At 64.3% G+C, this 20,126-nt stretch carries 20 protein-coding genes; 6 read left to right on the top strand and 14 right to left on the bottom strand.

Annotated features, from left to right (window positions below; all coding sequences use genetic code 11):
- Nucleotides 1–10 precede the first annotated feature (10 nt).
- Nucleotides 11–922, bottom strand: a complete 912-nt coding sequence (locus QRN59_RS07220; RefSeq protein WP_284981834.1) for an oxygenase MpaB family protein — start codon at nt 920–922, stop codon at nt 11–13.
- A gap of 106 nt (nt 923–1,028) precedes the next feature.
- The gene (locus QRN59_RS07215) at nt 1,029–2,495 is read right to left on the bottom strand and encodes an MFS transporter (RefSeq protein WP_284981833.1); all 1,467 of its coding nucleotides are present in this window, start codon (nt 2,493–2,495) and stop codon (nt 1,029–1,031) included.
- Between the two features lie 96 nt (nt 2,496–2,591).
- Between QRN59_RS07215 and QRN59_RS07210 the strand changes: the two genes are divergently transcribed.
- From QRN59_RS07210 to QRN59_RS07200, 3 genes are all read left to right on the top strand, one after another.
- Complete coding sequence (locus QRN59_RS07210) at nt 2,592–2,972, top strand: MarR family winged helix-turn-helix transcriptional regulator (protein ID WP_234752616.1); 381 nt, start codon at nt 2,592–2,594, stop codon at nt 2,970–2,972.
- Between the two features lie 131 nt (nt 2,973–3,103).
- Nucleotides 3,104–4,540: a M23 family metallopeptidase gene (locus tag QRN59_RS07205; protein WP_284981832.1), complete on the top strand. Its 1,437-nt coding sequence runs from the start codon at nt 3,104–3,106 to the stop codon at nt 4,538–4,540.
- Nucleotides 4,541–4,637: 97 nt separating this feature from the next.
- A complete protein-coding gene (locus QRN59_RS07200; protein ID WP_284981831.1) occupies nt 4,638–5,123 on the top strand; it encodes a glutathione peroxidase in 486 nt (161 codons plus the stop codon).
- On the opposite strand, the gene QRN59_RS07195 is transcribed toward QRN59_RS07200, so the two are convergent.
- The 3 genes from QRN59_RS07195 to QRN59_RS07185 are packed head-to-tail and all read right to left on the bottom strand — an operon-like array spanning nt 5,120 to nt 8,997.
- The gene (locus tag QRN59_RS07195; RefSeq protein WP_284981830.1) at nt 5,120–6,814 is read right to left on the bottom strand and encodes an amidohydrolase; all 1,695 of its coding nucleotides are present in this window, start codon (nt 6,812–6,814) and stop codon (nt 5,120–5,122) included. The genes QRN59_RS07200 and QRN59_RS07195 overlap by 4 nt on opposite strands.
- A gap of 49 nt (nt 6,815–6,863) precedes the next feature.
- Entirely contained in the window at nt 6,864–7,502 is a 639-nt protein-coding gene (locus QRN59_RS07190; RefSeq protein ID WP_284981829.1) for a TetR/AcrR family transcriptional regulator, read from the bottom strand.
- A 22-nt stretch (nt 7,503–7,524) separates the two neighbouring features.
- Nucleotides 7,525–8,997, bottom strand: coding sequence for an APC family permease (locus tag QRN59_RS07185; RefSeq protein WP_284981828.1), 1,473 nt, complete (start codon nt 8,995–8,997; stop codon nt 7,525–7,527).
- Between the two features lie 337 nt (nt 8,998–9,334).
- Here QRN59_RS07185 and QRN59_RS07180 point away from each other — a divergent pair, with 337 nt between their 5' ends.
- The gene (locus QRN59_RS07180; protein ID WP_284981827.1) at nt 9,335–10,276 is read left to right on the top strand and encodes a metallophosphoesterase; all 942 of its coding nucleotides are present in this window, start codon (nt 9,335–9,337) and stop codon (nt 10,274–10,276) included.
- A gap of 4 nt (nt 10,277–10,280) precedes the next feature.
- Here the strand turns inward: QRN59_RS07180 and QRN59_RS07175 are convergent, their stop codons facing one another.
- Nucleotides 10,281–11,864, bottom strand: coding sequence for a stealth family protein (locus QRN59_RS07175; RefSeq protein WP_284981826.1), 1,584 nt, complete (start codon nt 11,862–11,864; stop codon nt 10,281–10,283).
- 52 nt (nt 11,865–11,916) lie between these two features.
- Nucleotides 11,917–12,825 (bottom strand): Cof-type HAD-IIB family hydrolase, encoded by a 909-nt coding sequence (locus QRN59_RS07170; RefSeq protein WP_284981825.1) that lies wholly within the window; start codon nt 12,823–12,825, stop codon nt 11,917–11,919.
- Nucleotides 12,826–12,994: 169 nt separating this feature from the next.
- Between QRN59_RS07170 and QRN59_RS07165 the strand changes: the two genes are divergently transcribed.
- Nucleotides 12,995–13,294, top strand: coding sequence for a type II toxin-antitoxin system VapB family antitoxin (locus QRN59_RS07165; RefSeq protein ID WP_059388531.1), 300 nt, complete (start codon nt 12,995–12,997; stop codon nt 13,292–13,294).
- Nucleotides 13,287–14,021 carry a LytR C-terminal domain-containing protein gene (locus tag QRN59_RS07160; RefSeq protein WP_284981824.1) on the top strand — a complete coding sequence of 245 codons (735 nt, stop codon included), beginning with the start codon at nt 13,287–13,289 and terminating at the stop codon, nt 14,019–14,021. Before QRN59_RS07165 ends, QRN59_RS07160 begins: the two co-directional genes overlap by 8 nt.
- 39 nt (nt 14,022–14,060) lie before the next feature.
- Here the strand turns inward: QRN59_RS07160 and QRN59_RS07155 are convergent, their stop codons facing one another.
- The 7 genes from QRN59_RS07155 to QRN59_RS07125 form a co-directional block, all read right to left on the bottom strand.
- Nucleotides 14,061–14,702 (bottom strand): TetR/AcrR family transcriptional regulator, encoded by a 642-nt coding sequence (locus tag QRN59_RS07155; RefSeq protein ID WP_284981823.1) that lies wholly within the window; start codon nt 14,700–14,702, stop codon nt 14,061–14,063.
- 114 nt (nt 14,703–14,816) lie between these two features.
- Entirely contained in the window at nt 14,817–15,515 is a 699-nt protein-coding gene (locus QRN59_RS07150) for a DsbA family oxidoreductase (protein WP_284981963.1), read from the bottom strand.
- A 99-nt stretch (nt 15,516–15,614) separates the two neighbouring features.
- Nucleotides 15,615–16,145: a GNAT family N-acetyltransferase gene (locus tag QRN59_RS07145; protein ID WP_284981822.1), complete on the bottom strand. Its 531-nt coding sequence runs from the start codon at nt 16,143–16,145 to the stop codon at nt 15,615–15,617.
- Nucleotides 16,146–16,268: 123 nt separating this feature from the next.
- Complete coding sequence (locus QRN59_RS07140; protein WP_284981820.1) at nt 16,269–17,603, bottom strand: MFS transporter; 1,335 nt, start codon at nt 17,601–17,603, stop codon at nt 16,269–16,271.
- 123 nt (nt 17,604–17,726) lie between these two features.
- On the bottom strand, nt 17,727–18,182 hold the full coding sequence (locus QRN59_RS07135; RefSeq protein ID WP_284981818.1) for a heme-degrading domain-containing protein: 456 nt from the start codon (nt 18,180–18,182) through the stop codon (nt 17,727–17,729).
- 32 nt (nt 18,183–18,214) lie between these two features.
- A complete protein-coding gene (locus tag QRN59_RS07130; protein ID WP_284981817.1) occupies nt 18,215–19,087 on the bottom strand; it encodes a TolB family protein in 873 nt (290 codons plus the stop codon).
- Nucleotides 19,084–19,971 (bottom strand): 3-keto-disaccharide hydrolase, encoded by an 888-nt coding sequence (locus QRN59_RS07125; RefSeq protein WP_284981816.1) that lies wholly within the window; start codon nt 19,969–19,971, stop codon nt 19,084–19,086. Before QRN59_RS07125 ends, QRN59_RS07130 begins: the two co-directional genes overlap by 4 nt.
- Nucleotides 19,972–20,126: the final 155 nt, after the last annotated feature.

Raw genomic sequence — 20,126 nt, 5'->3', positions numbered from 1 at the left:
TTCTTTGCGTCTATGCCTCGTACCCCAAGCGCCGTAACCGCTGACGGGCGGCCTGCTCGCTGGGGCCGCTGCGGCCCAAAGTCAGGCGCACGACGGCGAGGACCACCCGCGCGGCGAAAATCGACGGTAGCGGGATGGGGCCAAAACGGGCCTTTTCCAGCCCCAACAGTTCCCGATACCGGGGTTCCAGGCTGGCCACGGCCGCGGCGAACAAAATCCGGTAACCGGGTTGCAGTGACGCTTTCAACGGGGGATATCGGATGAATTCGATGGTTTCCCTGAGCCGCTCGTCCGCGCGAAGATGGCCGGAGGTGTACCAGCGGTCCATTTCCGCCGTCACTTCCGCGAGGCTCAGGGGAGGGTCCTCGACTCCCATCAGGCGGCCGGCCTGGGCCCACTCGCGGATGTAGGCATCGGTGCCCCCGGGGATGGCACCTCCCCAGATCCGGTGCGCCGCCACGAAGGAATCCGCGTACGCAACGTGGACCCAGCGGAGAAGCTCGGGATCGTTGGCTGAATACTCGCGGGTCTGCCCCTGGGCGTCAACGTAGCTGCCTTTGACGGAATCATGGACCCGCCGCACGAAATGGGTTGCCGTGTGGGCTGCGTCCATGGAGCCGTAGCTCACGGTGAATATCCAACGTATGGTATTTGCCAGCCGGCCGAGGGGATCCCTTTTGAAGCCTGAATGGTCATACACGCCCGCCAAGGCGCCGGGGTGCAGGGACTGCATGAGCAGCACCCGGATTCCCGCGACGATCGTGGACATGGACCCGTGGACAGCCCAGACGGCCGATCCGGGAAGGTGGTATCCGGGGTCGTTTCCCTCCGCAAGCCGCAGCACCCAGTCAGGCGTGGACTGCGGGTGACCAGTAAAAGTCGTCCGCAGCTCCGCTTGCCACTTCTTCAGGAAGTTGACCATGGTCCATTGTTGCGCAGCATTCTGTTGGCGCAAGGTGCCGTCTTGTTTACGCAAAGGTGCCGGCCCGCTGTGGAAACGGCGGGCCGGCACCTTTGCGCGAATCCGCTTAGGCTGCGGGTTGCTCCGCAAGTGCCCGACGGCGGCGCGCCGGTGACGCTGCCACCAGCAGGGCCGCGATTGCCACGGCAGCGCTCAGGACCAAACCGGGACGGTACTGATCGAGCATGGCCGCGGCGCTGAGCGTGCCGCTTGTGCCGTCGGCCCCGCCATGCCCGCTGACGATCGCAGTGGTCACCGCAAGGACAAGGGCTGCGCCGACCTGCGTGCTGGTCTGGATGAGTCCGGCCGCCAGCCCCTGCTCCGAATCCCGGATGCCAGCGGTGGCTTGCACGTTGATGGACGGAAAAGCCAAAGCGAAACCGATGCCCAGCAGGATGACCGAGGGCAGGATGTCCAGGACATAGTTGGGTGAGGTTCCAACGCGGAGGAACAAGACGTAGCCAAGTCCCATGGCGGTCAGGCCAGTGAGGATGAGCTTCGGGGCCCCGAATTTCTCAATGAACCTGTCCGCGAAGGGGGCGCTAGTTGCCACCAGGAGCCCCGTGGGAAGCAAGGCAAGAGCCATGCCCAAGGGGGACCAGCCGAGCACCGACTGCAAGTACATCGTGAGGATGAACTGGAAGCTCAGATAGGAACCGAATAGTCCTACCGCACTCAGGTTGGCACGGGCCACCCAGCCTTCACGAAGGATGCCGAAGCGGATGAGCGGGTGCTTTACGCGGTTTTCGATGACGGCGAAGGTTGCCAGCACGGCGGCAGAGATAGCGAATCCGGCGATTGTTGCCACAGACCCCCAGCCCTTCTCCGGAGCTGACACCAAGGTGTACACGAGGCCAAGCATGCCGAGCGCGAGGGTGACTGCGCCCCAGACATCATGGCCGCTCTCTTCCGTGGACGGCTTGTCCCGGGGAATGAACAGCATGCCAAGAAGCACGACGGCGACTGCGATCGGTACCGACACCAGGAAGGTCCAGCGCCAGCTCAAGCTGGTCATGAGCCCGCCAACCACCAGCCCGAGCGAAAAGCCGCTCGCGCCGAAAGTGGTGAAGATGGACAGGGCCTTGTTGCGCTCGCGGCCTTCGGCGAAGTTGGTGGTGATGATGGAGAACCCGGTAGGGGCAGTGAACGCCGCAGCCAGGCCTTTGACGAAGCGGGTGGCGATCAAGAGGGTGGGATCGTTCACGAGCCCGCCGAGGAGGGATGCCGCGGCGAACACGGTCAAGGCGATCAGGAAGATCCGACGCCGGCCCAGCAGGTCAGCGAGCCGTCCGCCCAGGAGCAACAGGCTCCCGTAGCCCAGGACGTAGGCGGAAACGATCCACTGCAGGGAATCGGTTCCGAGGTGGAGTTCGTGGCCGATGGAGGGAAGGGCTACGCCCACCATGGAAACGTCCAGGCCGTCGAGGGCCAGGACGGTGCACACCACCATTAGCAGCAGCCACTGGGCCCGGGTCCAGCGGACGGCTGTATGGAGCTGCTCGGCAGATCTAGTGAGGGTGCTTGGTGAAGTCATGGCATCAATCTATATGACACGTCATTCAATGACAAGGAATATGACTCGGAATCTTATGACGTGGACTTTATTTGGGGTTTCGACTAGAATCGGGCCATGGCAACAACGCAGGATCGCCAGCTGGTTGAGCAATGGCGCAGCATCCAGAACTCGTACTTCCGCACCGCGGCGGCCATCGACCGCGCCCTCGAAGCGAAGTTCGACATCGGCCTGAACGAATTCGAAATCCTCGATCTCGTTGCTGAAAGCGTTGACTCCGCCTGCCGAATGAAGGCACTCGGGGAGCGGACTCCCATGACCCAGAGCGCCGTTTCCAAGGTTGTTGACCGCTTGGAGAAAGCCGGACTCGTCTCCCGCGTAACCTGCACGGATGACCGCCGCTCGCTGTACCTCGAGCTGACCGACGCCGGCCGCGCGCTCCATTCGGATGCCGCCGTCGAGCACCGCGCGCTGCTGAAAGAGAACCTCGGCGAGTAGCCCGGCACGGTCCGGCGAGTATTTCACGGACCGGCCAAGTATGAAGTCGAGTGTTCCCATTCGATTTCATAGCGGCCACAATGGGACAAGCGCGCCCGTACTGGGGATGAGCGCCTGTCTCAGGAGCCGCTGTGGGAAAGCATCATGAGTCTGGCCGGATTGTCGATCTGGTGCTCACAAGGAAAATTGGCCGGGTCCTTTCGGCTTGCTTCCTGGCTGTCGTGGTGATCCTCGCTTTTGGTTTCCAGGGCCCGCGCCTCGTCGGTCCGGCAAGCGACGGATCCTTGGCCACGGGCCAGGTTGAACCCGGCATGCTGCCCACGGATGGTGCCACGTCCAGCGCGCAGGAGACCGTGCCTCAAAGCCCGTCATCGGCCCCGGTCCAGGCAGGTGACAAAGCCACGGTGTCTTTTGAACGTTCCCCGGTCCAAACCCTCGACAAGAACGGCGTCGGCACTCTCAACGTCTCCTCGAGTTCCCTCGACCGGCCCCCCGCCGGGAAACTCTACGCGCCGCTCGAAATGCTGCTTCCGAGCTCTCCCTTCGGGCTGAGGATCGATCCTTTCACGGGATTGCCGGGGGAGTTCCACTGGGGCCAGGATTTCGCCGCGGCTTGCGGCACGCTCGTCTACGCAGCCGACTCCGGGGTTGTCCGGGCCGTGGGCTGGCATCCATGGGGTGGCGGCAATCGCGTGGAAATTGATCATGGCAACGGTCTCGTCACCACGTACAACCACCTGCAGGGAATCGCCGTCGTCAAGGGGCAATCGGTCCGGGTGGGCGAGGTCATTGCCAGAGTGGGAACCACGGGTTCCTCGACTGGTTGCCACCTGCACTTCGAGACCATTCTCAACGGCGTCTACACCAACCCGATGAACTGGACGTTCCTGCCAACCAAGCAGGTGGATCCCCTCGGCGATATCCCGATGGTCAGCTACCAGCCAGGTTCCGCCACCGCGACCTCGGCGGGGTCTGTCTGGTCCATCCCCGGGGCCGTGCCGACCGACCCGGGAGCCGTGCCCAATGGAGAGGCCGTGACCGGCGGGGTGCAGGAAGCGAAGGTTGTGCCTCCAAGCCCGTCTGCTACGGGCACGCAAACGCCGACGGCGTCACCCACCGCTAGTCCGACGGCGTCACCCACCGGGACGCCTAGTCCGACCGCGACGCCGACTGGCACGCCGACCGGGACGCCTAGTCCGAGCGCGACGCCTAGTCCGAGCGCGACGCCGACTGGCACCCCGACCGCGACGCCGGGTGCCACCCCCACACCAAGCAAGACACCGAGCGGCACCCCGAGCCCTACCGCGACGCAGGCTCCTACCGGGACGCAGGCGCCTGTGGTGACACCGACGCCCACAGCGACAGCTCCGCCTGTGGTGACCGTAGCGCCCACGGTGGCGCCGACGTCGGGCCTCCCCGCTCCGGTACCGACCGTGACGCACACCCAGTCAGCCCCGCCCCCGCCGGCGACGCCGGCACCCACCGAGCCCGCGCCGTCGGCGCCCACGAGCCCCACGCCGTCGGCTACCGCGACCACCAAAACCACCCCTACGGCCCCTCAGCCGTAGAAGTCATCGCTTTCCAGGCGCCCGCCCAACGGCACTGCCGCGCGTAGACTCGAATGCGGCAGTTTGCCAAGGTTCCCCGTCGTAAGGAAACGATTCAATGTCCCCGCTCTATAGCATCCCCCTGACGTTCAACGACGGCTCCCAGGCCGACTTTGGGCGTTTCGAGGGCAAAGCCGTCCTGGTCGTCAATGTGGCTTCGAAGTGTGGTTTCACGCGCCAGTACTCGGGACTTGAGGAGCTCTACGGCAAATACCGTGACCGTGGATTCGAGGTTCTGGGTGTGCCGTGCAACCAGTTCGCCGGCCAGGAACAGGGGTCCGACGCCGAGATCGCGGACTTCTGCCAGCGCAATTTCGGAGTCTCGTTCCCGCTCGCGAGCAAATCCAAGGTCCGGGGCAAGCAGCAGCACCCCCTGTATGCCGAGCTGACCCGGACGGCCGACGGCTCCAAACCGCAGAAGGTGAAGTGGAACTTCGAAAAGTTCCTCGTGAGCCGCGAAGGCGAGGTGCTCGCCCGCTTCCCGTCCGCCGTCGAGCCCGATTCCGAAAAACTCATCGAGGCACTCGAAGGCGCCCTCGCCTAAGCAGGCTGGAACGATTCCTCACCGAGGTCGGCGATGCCCTTCGCGAGGGCCTGAAAGTTGTCAACAACGATTTCTCCGTCGACAACCGTCAGGATCACCGGGGTCTGCGCGAATTCGTCCGGCGCGGTGGTCAGAGGATTGTGTCCAACAATCGTCAGATCGGCGCGGGCTCCGCTCTCCACGATTCCGCCTGCTTCGCCAACCGACCGCCAGTATTGGCTCGTGTAGCCTTCGAGCGCGGCACGCGCGGACAGCGACTGCCGGGGCTGGACGGGCTCGACGTCGGGCCGGCCGGCCGGGCGGCGCGTCTGGGCTGAGGCGATAATCGCCCGCGGGTCGAAAGGAGCGATGGGCCAGTCCGATCCGAGGGCGACGATGGCTCCGGCGTCGCGGAGATCGCGGGTCCGCCACGCGTGGTTGGCCCGTTTGCTGCCAAGCCTGCGGGACCAGTTGTCGCTGTGGTCGGCGCGGCTGTAGAGGGCGCAATGCGTCGGCTGCAGGCTCGTTGCAGCCCCCGCGCTGATGATTTCCGCCAAGACCGAATCCGGGATGGACTCGATGTGCTCGATCCGGTGTACCGTGCCGTTCTTGGGAAGGGTCCCGATGGTCCGCGCGACGAAGGACACCGCTTTGTCGCCGATGGCGTGCGTGGTGGTGGGGACCCGGTGTTCGTGGAAGAACTTCATGGCTGCGGCGAGGGCCTCAGGATCGTGCCAGAGCGGGTGGAGTGATTCTCCGTGGGTGTCGGGTTCAAAGAGCCATGCCGTGCCATTGTCGATGGTTCCATCCATCATGAGCTTGATGCCGTGAACGTGCCAGCGCCTGCCGTGCCGGCCCTGCATCGCCAGCATGGCCTTCAGGTCCTCCTCGGTGGCACCGGGCATGACCCACGGGGAGATGCGCAGCCGGATGGCGAGCTCGCCTCTGCGTTCGAGGGCCTCCAGCACTTCCAGGGTGTCCGGGGCCCCGAAGTCCAGCATCTGGCCGGCCACCAGCCCGGCTTCGGCCATGGAGCGCAGGAGTTCCCCGAGTTCGTCGACCCGCTGATCGAAGGAGGGCTGGGGGAGGATGCCGCGGACGAGGTCCTGGGCGGCCATTTCGTAGAGCATGCCGTTGGGCTTGCCGTGCTGGTCGACGCCGACATAGCCGGTGCTGGGAAGCTCTTCCGTTCCGGTGACCCCGGCGAGCTTGAGGGCGGCGTCGGAGACGAGTGAGGCGTGGCCGTCGAACAGGGTGATGAATACGAGCTCGTCGTCGAGGATGCCGTCGAAGAGGGAGTTGTCGAAGACCGCGTCCCCGAAGATGACAGGGTCGAGGCCCCAGGCGAACAACCAATCGGAGCCGACGGCGTGCGGCCTGGACACGGCGTGCCGCGCAAGGGCGGTGCGGACGGCGTCGAGCTCGGTGACCCCGCCCAGGTCAAGTCCACGGGCGATTTCCGCCCCGTGGATGGGGTGGATGTGGGCGTCGATCAGGCCGGGGCAGATTGTTGCGTCGCCGACGTCGATCACGTGTTTGGCCCGTGCGGTCCATTCGGCGGTGGGGTTGGCTGCCTGCTCGCCGTCGGCGCGGCCGACGTGCGCAATGCGGCCATTTGAGATGGCGACGAAACCGGCGGTCTCTGTGAGCGCCTCACCGTGGAGGATGCTGGACGAGAAGATGACGAGGTCGATGGGCTCGGGCGTGGTCAAGATGTAACTCCTTGTTGTGTTCGGGTTTCCGACGCCGGCCCGGTGAGGATCAGTCGTCGTCGATAGCGGCCTTCAATCCTGCCGAGAGGACATCGGCCAGGAAGGCGAAGCGGTCTACAGGGTGCTCTGCCACGGCTTTCTTTGCCGCGAACAGATGGGGATAAGTGCCTTCCTCCTCTTCGTTGATGCTCCATGCTGATTCCATCGTCATTGCGTCGAGGCTCGCGCCGATCGCTGCGCTGTCGAGGGCTTCCAGCGCGGGAATGATGAGGTGCCGTGGCGCCCCCGCGATCTCAAACGCTTCGACAAACTGGTCGTAACGCTCCAGGGCTGCCGGGTGTGACACCGGCTGCGTGAGCAGGAGGGGAAGGAGCGCCGGCACCATGCTGTACGCCTTGCGGAGGGAGTCGAAGATCTCGCGGATGACGTCGTCAAGGCTGCCGGCCGGCAACTCGGGCATCGGAGCTTTTTCTACGAGCGCGCCACGGGCCAGTTCGATGATCTCCTGGCGACCAGTAACGTGCTTGTAGAAAGATGACTGCCTGACGCCCAGACGTTCCGCGAGCCGCGGGATGGAGAGGCTCTCTTCCTCTTGGAACATCTCGAGCGCCGCGCGGCCGATCGCCTTCCGCGAGAGCCTCGGTGTCCGGGGCCGTCCTAGCTGGCTGGTTTTGCTGGGAGTCTGCATCCCTCAAGACTAGGCTCCGGGATCACTCCGCGTGGCCGATCCGCTGGTAGGCGGCCGGGTTGACCTTGCGCAGCACGAGGGCCAGTACGGTTCCGGCGGCAAACAGGATCGGTGCGAACACGAGGAGCGTGGTGTTGACGGGGTCCCCGGCCGGGAGGCCTGTGAGCAGTTGGGCATTGTTGGCCATCAGGTAGGTCACTACGCACATGATGATGGTGGCGACCACGGCGGAAGGGACGACGTACCAGCGAAGGCCGTGGTCCCTGAGCCGGGTGAAGAAGACTACGACGCCGACACCGGTGAGGGCTTGCAGTAGGAGGATGCCGATCACGCCCGGGGTGTTCGTCCAGATCAGGAACTGGGTGAAGGGGTCCAGATGGAATAGGGCCGCGCCGATCACGAGGGCGAGCGCGAGGAGGGTCTGGTCGAAGCCGGCCACGGAGGGGGTGCGGTATCGCGGGCTGATGCGGCCGGAGCGTTTCGGGAAGATGCCCTCGCGGCTCAGGGACAGGGTGTAGCGATTGATGGTGTTGTGGAAGGAGAGCTGGGCGGCGAAGATGCTGGTGACGATCAGCACGCTCATGAGGTTCACGCACCAGCCGCCCGCGAAGTTGCCCGCTGCGATGTAGGCGGTGTCCCCGGCGTCGAGGTGGCCCGCGGCGAACGCTTGGACGGCGTCCGCTCCGAAGGCCTGGACGATGATCCAGACGGCGAAGGCGTAAAACGCGCCGATGAAGGCGATGGAGATGTAGGTGGCACGCGGGACGCTGCGGTCCGGGTCCCGGGCCTCTTCCCGGTACAGGGCTCCGGATTCAAATCCCATGAAGGCGGAGAAACCAAGGCCAAGGACTGCAGCGAACTGCGGGGAGAAGATGGCCTGCGGGCTGAATGATTCGAAGCTGATGCCGTGTGCGCCGCCTTGGGCCAGGACGAACGCGGCGACGATGGCGACGATCAGGGTTTCGAGGGTGAGCAGGACCGCGAGGACCCTGGCGCCGACGTCGATCCCGCGCCAGCCCAGGTACCAGACGGCCCCGATCGACACGATCGCGTAGAGCCACCAGGGAAGTTCCACGCCGGTGAAGGACTTCACGGCGAGGTTGGCCTGGATACCCAGCAGTCCGTAAAGGCCGATCTGCAGGCCGTTGTAGCTCATCCAGGCAGTGAGGCCGGAACCGAGGCCGACCACGCGGCCGAGGGTCTTCGAGATATAGCCGTAGAAGCCGCTGTAGGACCGGACGTGGCGGGTGAGCGCCATGAAACCTATCGCGAACAGGCCCAGGCCGATAGCCGCGGCGATGTAGATGGAGGGAGCGCCGACGCCGCCCACAGCGAGGGCGAGCGGGGCGATGCCGACGACGATGGTCAGCGGAGCGGCCGCTGACACCAACATGAACACAATGTCGCGAGTGCCGATTGCGTTCTTCTTCAATCCAACCTCAGGGTTGGAAGTTGCGGGCGGAGCCATTGCCGCTGTCTCTTTAGTGAAAGCCATTCACTTATTGTGAGGGGCGACACATGTTTGAGTCAAGAGGGTCTGTTTCGGGGCTTGTTCCCTGACCCACGCAAACACCGACGCTCGCTCACCTATGTCGCCTTTTGGTCTAACGGCTCGCTCACTTTTGGTGAGAGGGCGTTAGGTGAAGTGGGGTCATTGGTGAGCGGGCGTCGTCGAAAGTTGCCCTAAAGGTGAGCGGGGATCGCGGGGGAACGTGAGTAATTTTCCAACATTCCGGCCGTAAGTTACCCTGCGTTAGCCTTTTGTCTGGTTGGATTGGGTCTATTGGGGACTGACACCGGAGGCGCCGCCTCCTACCGACCCGAAGGTAGTAATGGAGCTCATCGAGGCCGAGCACCCGCGGCCAGGACACGTACTTCTGCACCTTAGCGACTCCCATTTGTTGGGAGGGTCGGAGCCCCTTTACGGCGCGGTCGATAGCGAAGCCCATCTCAGGCAACTATTTTCGGAAGTGCACGCGTCAAAGGTCCGTCCCGACGCCGTGATCTTCACCGGGGACCTCGCCGATCAAGGTGAGCCGGGCGCCTACGCCAAACTCCGGTCGATCGTCGAGCCTGCCTGTCGAGAGATGGGAGCGCGGGTGATCTGGGCGATGGGAAACCACGACGATCGGGCGAATTTCCGCGCGGGCCTCTTCGACCAGAGCGACAATGACGCCCCGGTGGATCACAGCTACTTCGTCAACGGCCTGCGGATCATCACGCTCGATACCTCCGTGCCCGGCTACCATCACGGTGAGCTAAGCCAGAGCCAGCTCGACTGGTTGGGGTCGGAGCTCGCGACGCCGGCTCCCGACGGCACGATCCTTGCCCTCCACCACCCTCCGGTCCCGAGCGTCCTTGACCTCTCCATCCTCGTGGAGCTGCGCGGCCAAGCCGCGCTGGCCGACGTCGTACGCAATTCGGATGTCCGCTCCATCCTGGGCGGTCACCTCCACTACTCCACCACGGCCACTTTCGCTGGCGTCCCGGTATCGGTGGCTTCGGCGAGTTGCTACACGCAGGACCTCAACGTTCCGCAGGGCGGCACCCGCGGCCGGGATGGCGCCCAGGCATTCAACCTGGTGCACGTTTACGAGCAGACGATCGTGCATTCAGTGGTGCCGCTGGGAAAATCGCCGACTGTCGGTGAGTACGTCAGCCCGGAAGCCACCAGGCGCCGGCTCGCCGAAGCCGGTATCCGGATTCCCCAGCGAGCTACGCATGAACGTGGTTCCAGGGCCGATGCGAAGCACCCGGAGATGACCCGCCGCTAGCGGACTACTTCTCCCACGGCGCCTTGACCGGGAAGTACTTCTCCATGAAGTCCGTCACGAGCCCGGCCCTTTCGTCGGCAGCCACCTCGGGGAAGCTGCCATCGTTGAGGCAGAAGAAGTCCACGTTGCGCTTGGCGAGCAAGGTGGGCAGGTAGTGCAGCCCGGACCACAGGGTGGTGTCCACATACCTGACCTTGGCTGCCGTCTGCGTCACTGCCCGGCCCGTGAGCAACGAGTAGTAGTGGTAGAACGAGTTGGTCACCGAGATGTTGTCCGCCGCGCGGAACCTGCTGCCCGCCGTCTTGGCGAATTCGGCCGGAAACTCGCGTTCCATCTCCGCGATCACGCTTCGGCGAAGGGGCGCGGCCGTGTGTTCCAGATGGCGAGTGGTGATCCGCCCGAACCGCTCCCAGAGGAGCTTCCTGTTGACGCGGGCAGCGTTCTCGAAGCCGCTGCGTTCGGTGTCGTTCTCTCCCAGCCCGATCCGGGTGGAGGCTTCGATGAACTTGGTGATTCCGCCGGGAGTGAAGAACATGTCCGGTGCCACGGGCCGGCCGAAGAACATGTCGTCGTTGGAATACAGGAAGTGCTCGGAGAGTCCCTCAATGTGGTGCAACTGGGATTCCACGGCCTGGGAATTGTGGGTAGGCAGCACCGTGGGGTCCTTGAAGAACTCCTCGCTGCGCATGATCCTGACACTCGGGTGCTCGGCCAGCCACTCCGGCGCGGGGGAATCAGTGGCGATGTAGATGCGGCGAATCCAGGGCGCGTACATGTACACGGAGCGCAGGGCATATTTGAGCTCGTTGATCTGCCGGAAACGGGCCTCGTGGGCGTCGCCTTCGCCCACGACTGCGTCTTTCATTTGTTCGCGGCGGGCCGCGATATACGCGGGATCGTTGCCGTCCACCCATGAAAAGACAATGTCGACGTCGAAGTCGATGTCGCTCGCGTGGTCCGCGAACATGTTCTCGATGGTCGGCCAGCTCAGCCCGTGGCGTTCCACCGTGCCCCGGACAGCATCCTGGCGCAACATGGTTCGCCGGGTCAGGGAGTTTTCCACCGGCAACACGAGTTGTTCGCCGTCGAACTCCCATAATTCCAGTTGCACGCCCAGCGAGGGGCCGTAAGTCAGCCCGCCCCCGGGTTCCACGCGTGGACGGAAGAGCCGGAAGATCCGGGCCTTCCGGTTGCTCGAGAGCTCGCCGTCGGCCACCAGCAACGTGGATTTCTTCCGCGCATCAACGGTCATGGAGTAGAACGGCTCGTTCCGGAAAGCGGAGACCAAAGCCTGGCGCAGTTTCTTCCGGAGCTTCCAATCGACGGCGATCACGGGCCGGTGATCATTGCCGCGGACCAGGATGAAGTCCAGCCCGGCCGCGTCCAGTGCGGCGCGGATAACGAGAAGGTCTTCGACCATTACCTGCTGCGGGGTGCGGTTCTGGTTCAGCAAGCTGTAACGGCCGCGATGGCGGACGACGTCGGCGCGGTGCTTGAGGCGCGCTTCGACTGCGGGCGATGTCGGTTCGGGAACGACGGCATCGTCGTCGGAGGCGGGGCTACCGAAGTAGATTGCTTGCTGGTCCATGTCTGTGATGGCTTTTCTCCGAAAGGTTGTGGTTCGCGCGGGCTTGGTGGCCTTAGCCCACCAAGGCTTCACGCCAACTGCGCAGGAATGCGCCTCCGGCGTCGTCGTGAATGACGTCGTCGCCCAAGCCGAGGTCTGTGGCTGTAAGAACATCGTAGGGCTTGTTGGGCACGCCGTCCGCGGGCCGGACGTCGACGTGCTTGACGCTGTGGTCGTTGTGGTGGAGCCAATCCGCCATGGCGTAGTCCGTGCGCGAATCGCCCACTGTACGCCAGGCCTGCGGGGTAATGCCTTGGGCGGCGAGGAGTTCCACTGCGCGGCTGGCGCCGAGATCTTTGCCGAGCCGGATGGACTCGATGTCCGTGGAGATGATGGTGGGATCCAGGCGGTAGTCTGCGGCGTCGTCGGACTCTGGTGCGTGGTGATCGAGGAGAGCAGCGGAGAGCCCGTGCCTGCCCATGAGCTCCAAGGCATCGGCGTCGAAGAGCTTCTGCTCGGCCAGGTAATCGTCACTTGAGACGTCCAGATGCTGCTCCACCGACACCATGGCGCGCTTTGTCTCGTCGAAGAACATGTGCGTCGCATAGTCCTCTGCCACCATGCGGCGGACGTCGTCGCCGTAGGCCTTCGGAACAGCAAGCTCATGGTCCACATGGATGGGTCCCGGGCCGCCCGAGGTGTAGCTGAACCACACAGCGCCCTTCTCGCAGATCGCGTGGACCACCGTTCCCGCAGGCATTCCGGCGGCGATCATGGGCGCCATGACCTGCTCGCGGATGAAAGCGTCTGAGCGGCCGGTGTTGAAAATGACGGGGATGCCTGCGGATGCCAAGCCCACGAGGTCGGCGATGATTTCCGGCTTCACGTCGCGCGTCACGGGACTCGCGACAGGGCCGTCGACGTCGAGGAGGAGTGCGAGGGCGGGAGCAGCCGGGTGCGTGCCTGGCATTGAAGCAGTCATGAACCCATTCTGTCAGTCCGGCGTGATGGCGGCAGCGGTGTGACGGCGACGGCGGCAGGCGGCACCGTTTCAGCGCGCACCGTCCGTCAACGGTTACCTTTTGGCCACAACCTTGGTGACCGACTTCTCACAAGTTCCCTTGGACGCCTTACTTCTTTAGGCTTGCAAAGTGATATTCAAAGCTGTGGGCGAGGGACGCCCGTACCCTGACCATGGTTTTTCCACGCCCAAGGACTGGGCCTCGCTGCCTCCGCGTCCGGTCCGGCTCGACGAACTTGTCACCACTAAGCGCACCCTTGACCTGGAAGCACTGCTAGCCGAGGATTCGACGTTCTTCGGCGACCTTTTCCCGCATGTGGTGCAGTACCAAGGCCTGCTGTATCTCGAAGACGGGCTCCACCGGGCAGTCCGTACTGCGCTCCACCAGCGCACGGCTATCCACGCCCGGGTCCTGGTGATAGATGGTTAACGAAACAATCCCGGAGGAGCAGGTGGCAGTGCCCGAAAATGCGGATCCGAGGAAGCGCCGGAAACGTCCCGGTCGTCAGAAAGACCCGACGAGTCTGCACGGTCATCGCGTTGTCACAGGGCCGGAACTTCGGGCGACTTTTGCCGATACTCCTGGACCGGAGAGCCATCCAGGGTGGTTCAGCCGCCGCCTCTTGCATGGGATCGTTCTCGCGCTGCTCGTCGGAGTGGTGGTTGCCGGACTCGTGGGCGCATGGGCGGTAATCAACGGTGTGATCCGCTTCCCCTCGGCCGTTGCAAGCCAGGCGCCGGCGGCCGTGTGTCCTGCCACTGTTTTCGACTACGCGCCCAACAACAAAATCAAGGTTAATGTCTACAACGCCGCGGGCAGGGCCGGCCTGGCCAAGAACGTGGCAGATCAGTTGAAGGCCCGGGGATACAACGTTGGCACCGTCGACAACTCCACCACCAGCTACACCGGCCCGGCCGTGGTTGTTTCCGGATCCGGCGGCCAAGCGGCAGCGTTCAACATCCAAAGGAACATCGCGGGCACCGACTACTTCCAGGACCAACGCACGGATACTTCCGTGGACCTCATCCTCGCGCCCGGTTTCTCGGCATTGGTGCCACCGGAACTCGTGGATAACACCCCGGGCAAGCTCAGTTGTCCCCGACTGGACCAGAGGATTGCGGATAATGCGAAACTGCCCGTGATGCCGACGCCTTAGCGTAGGCTTCCGTGGACGGCGTTAGTCCCCGCGGCCGGGTCACGCCAAGCGCGCGGGCCGGCCGTCGTCGTCGAACCTTGCTCCCGCGCCCAACTGGATGAACCGCACGGTCTGGACCAGCCGCTCCTCAAGCTCGTCCAGCTCCGCCCCGTTCGCGGCATTGCCGCGTGCCGCGCTGGAGGAAAGAGTTCCGTGGATGAGTCTGGCGAGCTGGCCGACGTCGGTGGGCGGGAGGTAGCCGGCCGCGATTCCGTCGCGCAGGATGTCCTGGAGCAGCAGGTTGAGTTCGCCGACGTGATCTGCCAATTTCGCAAAGGAAGCAGGGGAGAGGACAGCCGCCATCGCAGGACCCGGTGGGAGGTGCCGGCGGCTCAGGTCCTCCACCTGGGCGCGCACGTAAAGGGCCAGGCGGTCCACCGGGTTCTGCAGGGCTGCAAGGGATTCGCGTAGATCGCCCAGGAATCTTTCGGTCTCGTTCAGGGCGTACGCGATGAGGAGCTGTTCCATGTCGGCGTAGTAGTTGTATACCGCCGTCCGACCGACGCCAGCGTGCCGCGCGACGTCGGTCATGGTCAAGCCGGGCAGGCCGTGGGTGAAGAGCAGTTCGCCGAAAGCTGTCAGGACCCGGCGTCGGGTTTCAGCGCGTTGCGCCGCATTGGTGGCGGCCGTAATCCTAGGCATACAGACACTTTACAGTGATCTGTCAGCAAAGTTGCGTGTGTGCGGCGCGAGCTGGCAGCAGATGACCTCTCAACGCTTTGTTGGGGGCATCTGCTGCCAGTTCGCGCAAAGGTTCTAGATCGCGCAGCCGTCGGGGCCGCAGGCTTCGGCGTCGGGGCTGCCCACGGCGACCAGCGGATTCGCTTCCTGCCATGCCTGTGTGAGGGCCTGGGTGAAGACCTCGGCGGGCTGCGCGCCGGAGAGTCCGTACTTGCGGTCGATGACAAAGAACGGCACACCGGTGACGCCGAGCGTCCGGGCTTCGGCGATGTCGCCGCGGACGTCCTCTGCGTACTTGTCGGTGCTGAACAACTCAGCGATTTCGGCTTCCGGCAGGCCCAAGTCGCTTCCAAGCCCGGTCAGGTACTCCTGGCTTCCAATGTCCTTGCCATGCTCAAAATGGCCGCTCAGGAGCAGCTCCTTGGCTTCGTCCTGCTTGCCGTGGGCTGCCGCGAGGTGGATGAGGCGGTGTGCCGTGAAGCTGTTGGCCACTACGACGTCGTCGAAGCGGTAGTTCAGGCCCTCTCCCTTTGCCTGCAACGCCACATGCTCGAACATCTGGCTCACCTGCGCGGGGTTCATGCCCTTGCGCTTGCTCAGGTAGTCGAGCTCGGTACCGTCGTAGTGTTCGGGGACGCTCGGGTCCAACTGGTAGCTGCGCCACTGGATCTCGACCGAATCGCGGTGCGGGAATTCTGCAAGCGCCGTTTCGAACCGGCGCTTTCCGATGTAGCACCACGGGCAAGCAACGTCTGACCAGATCTCAATCCTCATGACCGCGACAACCGGAAATTCAGGTGCGTCATTCCCGGAATGGCCTGTTGGGCTGGTCACAGCGGGTCCATTTCCGCGTCGCTGGTCCGTTCCAGCGTCCTAGACCGCCCGCTCCATCACGAAATCGTGCTCGACGGCATCGCCCAGGCGGAACGACTTGGTCCCGACCTTCCTGAATCCACTCTTCTCATAGAAGCGGATGGCCTTGGCGTTCTGGCTGTTGACACCTAGCCATACCCCGGCGGCACCCAAGCCGGCAGCTCGGTCCAAGGTGGCTTTCATGAGCTCCGCGGCAGCGCCCAGGCCGTGGTGTTCGGGATGCACATAACACTTGCTCAGTTCCGTGGAAGGGTTGAGCGTCAGGGCCGAAGCGACGCCGGTATCGGTCGTGGGTCGGGCCACGAGCATGCTGTAGCCGCGGAGTTCCCCGGCGGCGTCGATGGCCAGGATGGTGACGTCCGGATCGGCAAGGTATTCCCTGAATTTCTCCGCGCTGAGTGTCATGCGCAGGTGCGCCGCGATGTCTTCGGGCGAGGAGTCCGGCGGGCAGGCGAGCGGAAAGGTGACGGCTGCAAGCTCCGCCAGCCGTCCGGCGTCGTCCGCTGTTGCCTCACGGATTGTCTGGCTCATGGGGTCCTTTCTGGCGATCGGGCGCAGAAATGCCCCTCAAGACTGATCTTAAGGGGCATTCCAGGAAGGACTACGACGGCGGTGGCCCGCCGGAGCGTTCTGCTCGCGGGGCCGCCGGGCTGCTTAGGCGCGGGCTTCCGCAAGCAGGCGAAGATCCTCCTCCGGCTGTGGATCCTTGCCCAAGGCGAGACCGATGATGGTGACCACCGCCGTGGCGAGCAAGTATGCGGCGATCAGGAGCCAGTTCCCGGTGGTGGCGTAGAGGGCCGTGAAGATCAATGGTGCCACTGCTCCGCCCACGACGCCCGCCACCGTGTAGGCAAGGGAACTGCCGGCATAACGGAGCCTGGCCGGGAATTGCTCGGTGATGAAGGCTGCTTGCGGGCCGTACATGAAGGCGTGCAGCCCGAGGCCGATCACGACGCCGACGGTCAGCACCAGGACGGAGCGGGACTGGATCATGAGGAAGAACAGCGGGATGTACACGGCTGTCGCAGCGGCGGTGATGCCATAGACCAGCCGGCGGTTGAACCGGTCCGTAACAGCCCCCGCAGCCGGGATCAGGAACAACTGGAATGCCGAGCCCACCAGGACTGCGCCCAGGACGTTGCCGGTGGTCATGCCCAGTTCCTTGGTGGCGTAGACCGCGACAAAGACGGTGAACAAGGCGTACAAGACGTCGGGGCAGATCCGGCATAACGCGGCGGCAAGGAGTGGGCGGAACTGGGTGGTGAGGACTTCCTTGATGGGAGCCTTGGGCCGTTCGCCGGTGGCTTCGATGGCCTTGAACACCGGGGTTTCCTCAAGCTTGAGCCTGATGACGAGGCCAAAGGCAACCAGGATGGCCGAGCTGAGGAAGGCCACGCGCCAACCCCAAGCGATGAAGGCTTCGTTGCTCATGACGGCGGCGAGGACGGCCAGTGCGCCGTTGGCCAGCAGGTTGCCGGCGGGCGGCCCGATCTGGGCTGCGGACGACCAGAATCCGCGCTTGCTGGGATTGGCGTACTCGCTGGACAGCAAGACGGCGCCGCCCCATTCGCCGCCGACGCCGATGCCTTGGGCCAGGCGAAGGAGGACCAGGATGATCGTGGCCCCGATGCCGATGGTGTGGTAGTCCGGCAAGGCGCCGATGAGGACCGTGGCCGCGCCAATGAGGATGAGGGTGATGACCAGGACGTTCTTGCGTCCGATCTTGTCCCCGAGCCGGCCAAAGACAACGCCGCCGATAGGCCGGGCGAGATAGCCCACCGCGAAGGCCGAGAAGGACAATAGAAGACCGGTGGTTTCGTCGTTGGTGGGGAAGAAGATCTTGGGGAAGACCAGCGCGGAGGCGACCGAGTAGATGGCGAAGTCGTAGTACTCCAGGGAGGTTCCTGTAACGCTGGCAATGAAGGCTTTGATGGCGCCTGCCGAGGGTTTGCTGCGCCGTGTTGAACTTGGCGAAGTGGTCGCGGACATGGTTCCTCCATGGAACGTTGGGCGGGCTTTGTGATCCCGATCTCAATCGGGGCCTACACCCAATGATGCATCACACGGGGGAATTGTTCAACAATTTTTTGGTGAGAGTTCCTGCTGAGGTTCTTAGGCGGTGAGATGTTGCCGGATCCCTTCGACGATGAGGTCATGATCTTCCTGCGATGAAAGGCCTGACGCGGTGACGGCCGCGACCACGCCCACGCCACGGACCCGCACGGGAAAGGATCCCCCTGTCACGGCATAGTCGGCGCCGAGCCACCCGGTGGCCACCGGATCGATGCCGGCGTACGACAACCGGGCTTCGACAAGTGCGCTGCTTGCTTCCATCCGCAAGACGAGTGCGGATTTCCGTGCGATCCACGATTCCTGATCCGGTGTGATGCCGGGCAGCGCAGCCCGGAAAAGGATGAGTCCGGGGCGCCGGATGTCGATGCCGACCGCATGACCGGCCGCCTGAGCCATCTCGGTGAGGCGGGAGCCGAGCCTCCAGGCGTCTGCGTGATCGAAGGAGGTGAAAATCAGTTCCGCTTCCTGGCGTTCAAGTGCGGCGATGTCAGTCATGAAGCCTCTTTCGGGAGATGTGCGGGTTCGTGTCAGTTGCTTGGATAGGCGACAAAAGCGATGCGGGCGGAGTCGGGTGACCAACTGTTGACGTTGAGGGTTCCCTGGCCGCCGAAGAGGGGCCAGGTGTGGAGCGGCGTCGCCCAGTCGCTGGTGGAAACAACGACGACGTCGACCGGCAAGTCCGCAGGGTGGCCTATGGTGCCGCCGGGGAAGCGGATGTAGCTGGCCAGGCGCCCGTCGGGCGAGAGGTGCGGGAACCAGTCGACCGTGTCGCTGCCGAGCAAGCGTTCAAAGCCCGTACCGTCAACCCGTGCGCGGGCAATCTGGGCATGCCCGGCCTGCGTGGTGAATGACTCGGTATTGAAGTAGAGCCATTTTCCGTCCGGAGAGTATTCGGGCCCGTCGCAGTGGCCAGGACCGGTGTCCACGAGCGCCGATGGGCCCCCGGCCGCGGGCATCGTCATGAGTTGGCCCGGCTTGCTGAAATCGCCGCCATCGATGCCCACGTAAGCGAGTTCGAGGCCGTCCGGACTGACGCCGTGCAGGAAATGGAAGGAGCTGTCGTCGTCCGTGAGCTTGGTGGCTTCTCCGCCGTCGAGGGCTGCGCTGTAGATGTGCCCGTCATTCGCCGAGAGGAAGATGCGCGCGCCATCGGGGTCGAGGACGTGGTCATTGTTGAGGTCCGGGATCCCGGTGAGGAGTACTTCGGCGATAGTCCGGTCCTGGACAGCCAGTGTCCACAGTTTGCCCGCCCCATTGAGGATGAGGTGGGCGCCGTCGAGGCTCCAGTTCGGCGCCTCGAAGAGCACCTCGTCAGAGGTGAAGACAAGCTCGAGCGCTCCGGTGCTCGCAGAAGCAATCCAGACCTCGCACCGTTGACCGGGTTGAAGCGCGCGTATCACAGCGACGCCTCCCCGGAGTCCGCCGAAAGCTCCTTGATCCAGATGTTCCGCCACCGGCACTGTGCTCCGACGCCCCAGCGGGCTTCGCCGAACATGGCGTCGTTGTCGTGGACCTCGAGCGCAATGTGTCCGCTGTCGCCGAGCACTTCAAACACGGCGTCGGCGTCGTAGTTCGGGGATTCCAAGGTAGCGGTGTCCAGCTCGGCGATCTTGAGCCCATTGATCCACGTGGTGATGACCGGCATGGCGCCCACACAGCGGACGCGGAGTTCGTTCCACCCGTCCCAGCGCCATACGTTGAGGAAATCGTCGACGTCGGCGGCGTAGCTGAGCCGGGCGCGCTTCTCTTCGGTGACTGGTTCCACAGACGTGGCCGGGTCATCGGCCTTGAGGCCTATTGCTTGGCCGGCGTCATCGCGGGCGACGTCGATCGCGAACGGGACAGCCGAGAAGCTCGCGAGCCCGTTGCCGAAGAATCCGCCGATGCCGCCGGAGGGTCGGTGGTCCACGAGGACCTGGAATCCTTCCCAACTGTCCCGTTGGCGCCGGAGCATGACGCCGGTGTCCGCAGGCCAATCGGGTCGCATCTCGAGGACCAGTTCGAAGTCGCCGAAGGCCTGGTCGCTGACAAGGTAGCCTCCATAGCCGCTTCCTGGGGCGTCCTGCTCGCCGATCAGGACGCCATCCTCGACCTTCCAGCGGGCAGGGTGCTTCTCCGGTTCCACGGGGTGCTGCAGTCCCAGGCTGTCGAAGTGCTCAAGGACGCTCGGTCCGCCGGGGTACACCGAACCGTAAATGCGGGGCGCGGTGTGCCACCCGGCCAGGCTCACGCCGTCGAACAGGGGGACGAATGCTTCGTCGTCGGGTGCTGTGCTCCCAGACATGCGGATGTCCTTTCGTCTTTGGCGCGAGTTGGCAGCAGATGCCCGCAACATCGGATTTTGGGGTCATCTGCTGCCAGTTCGCGCTAACTGGAGGGGTGGTTAGTCCTGGCTGAAGGCGGCGTCGAAGCTGGTTTGCGACGGCGGGAAGTCGAACT

It is taken from the genome of Arthrobacter sp. efr-133-TYG-118 (genome assembly GCF_030209755.1).
Classification (GTDB): Bacteria; Actinomycetota; Actinomycetes; order Actinomycetales; family Micrococcaceae; genus Arthrobacter.
This window is presented reverse-complemented; position numbering and strand designations above follow the sequence as displayed.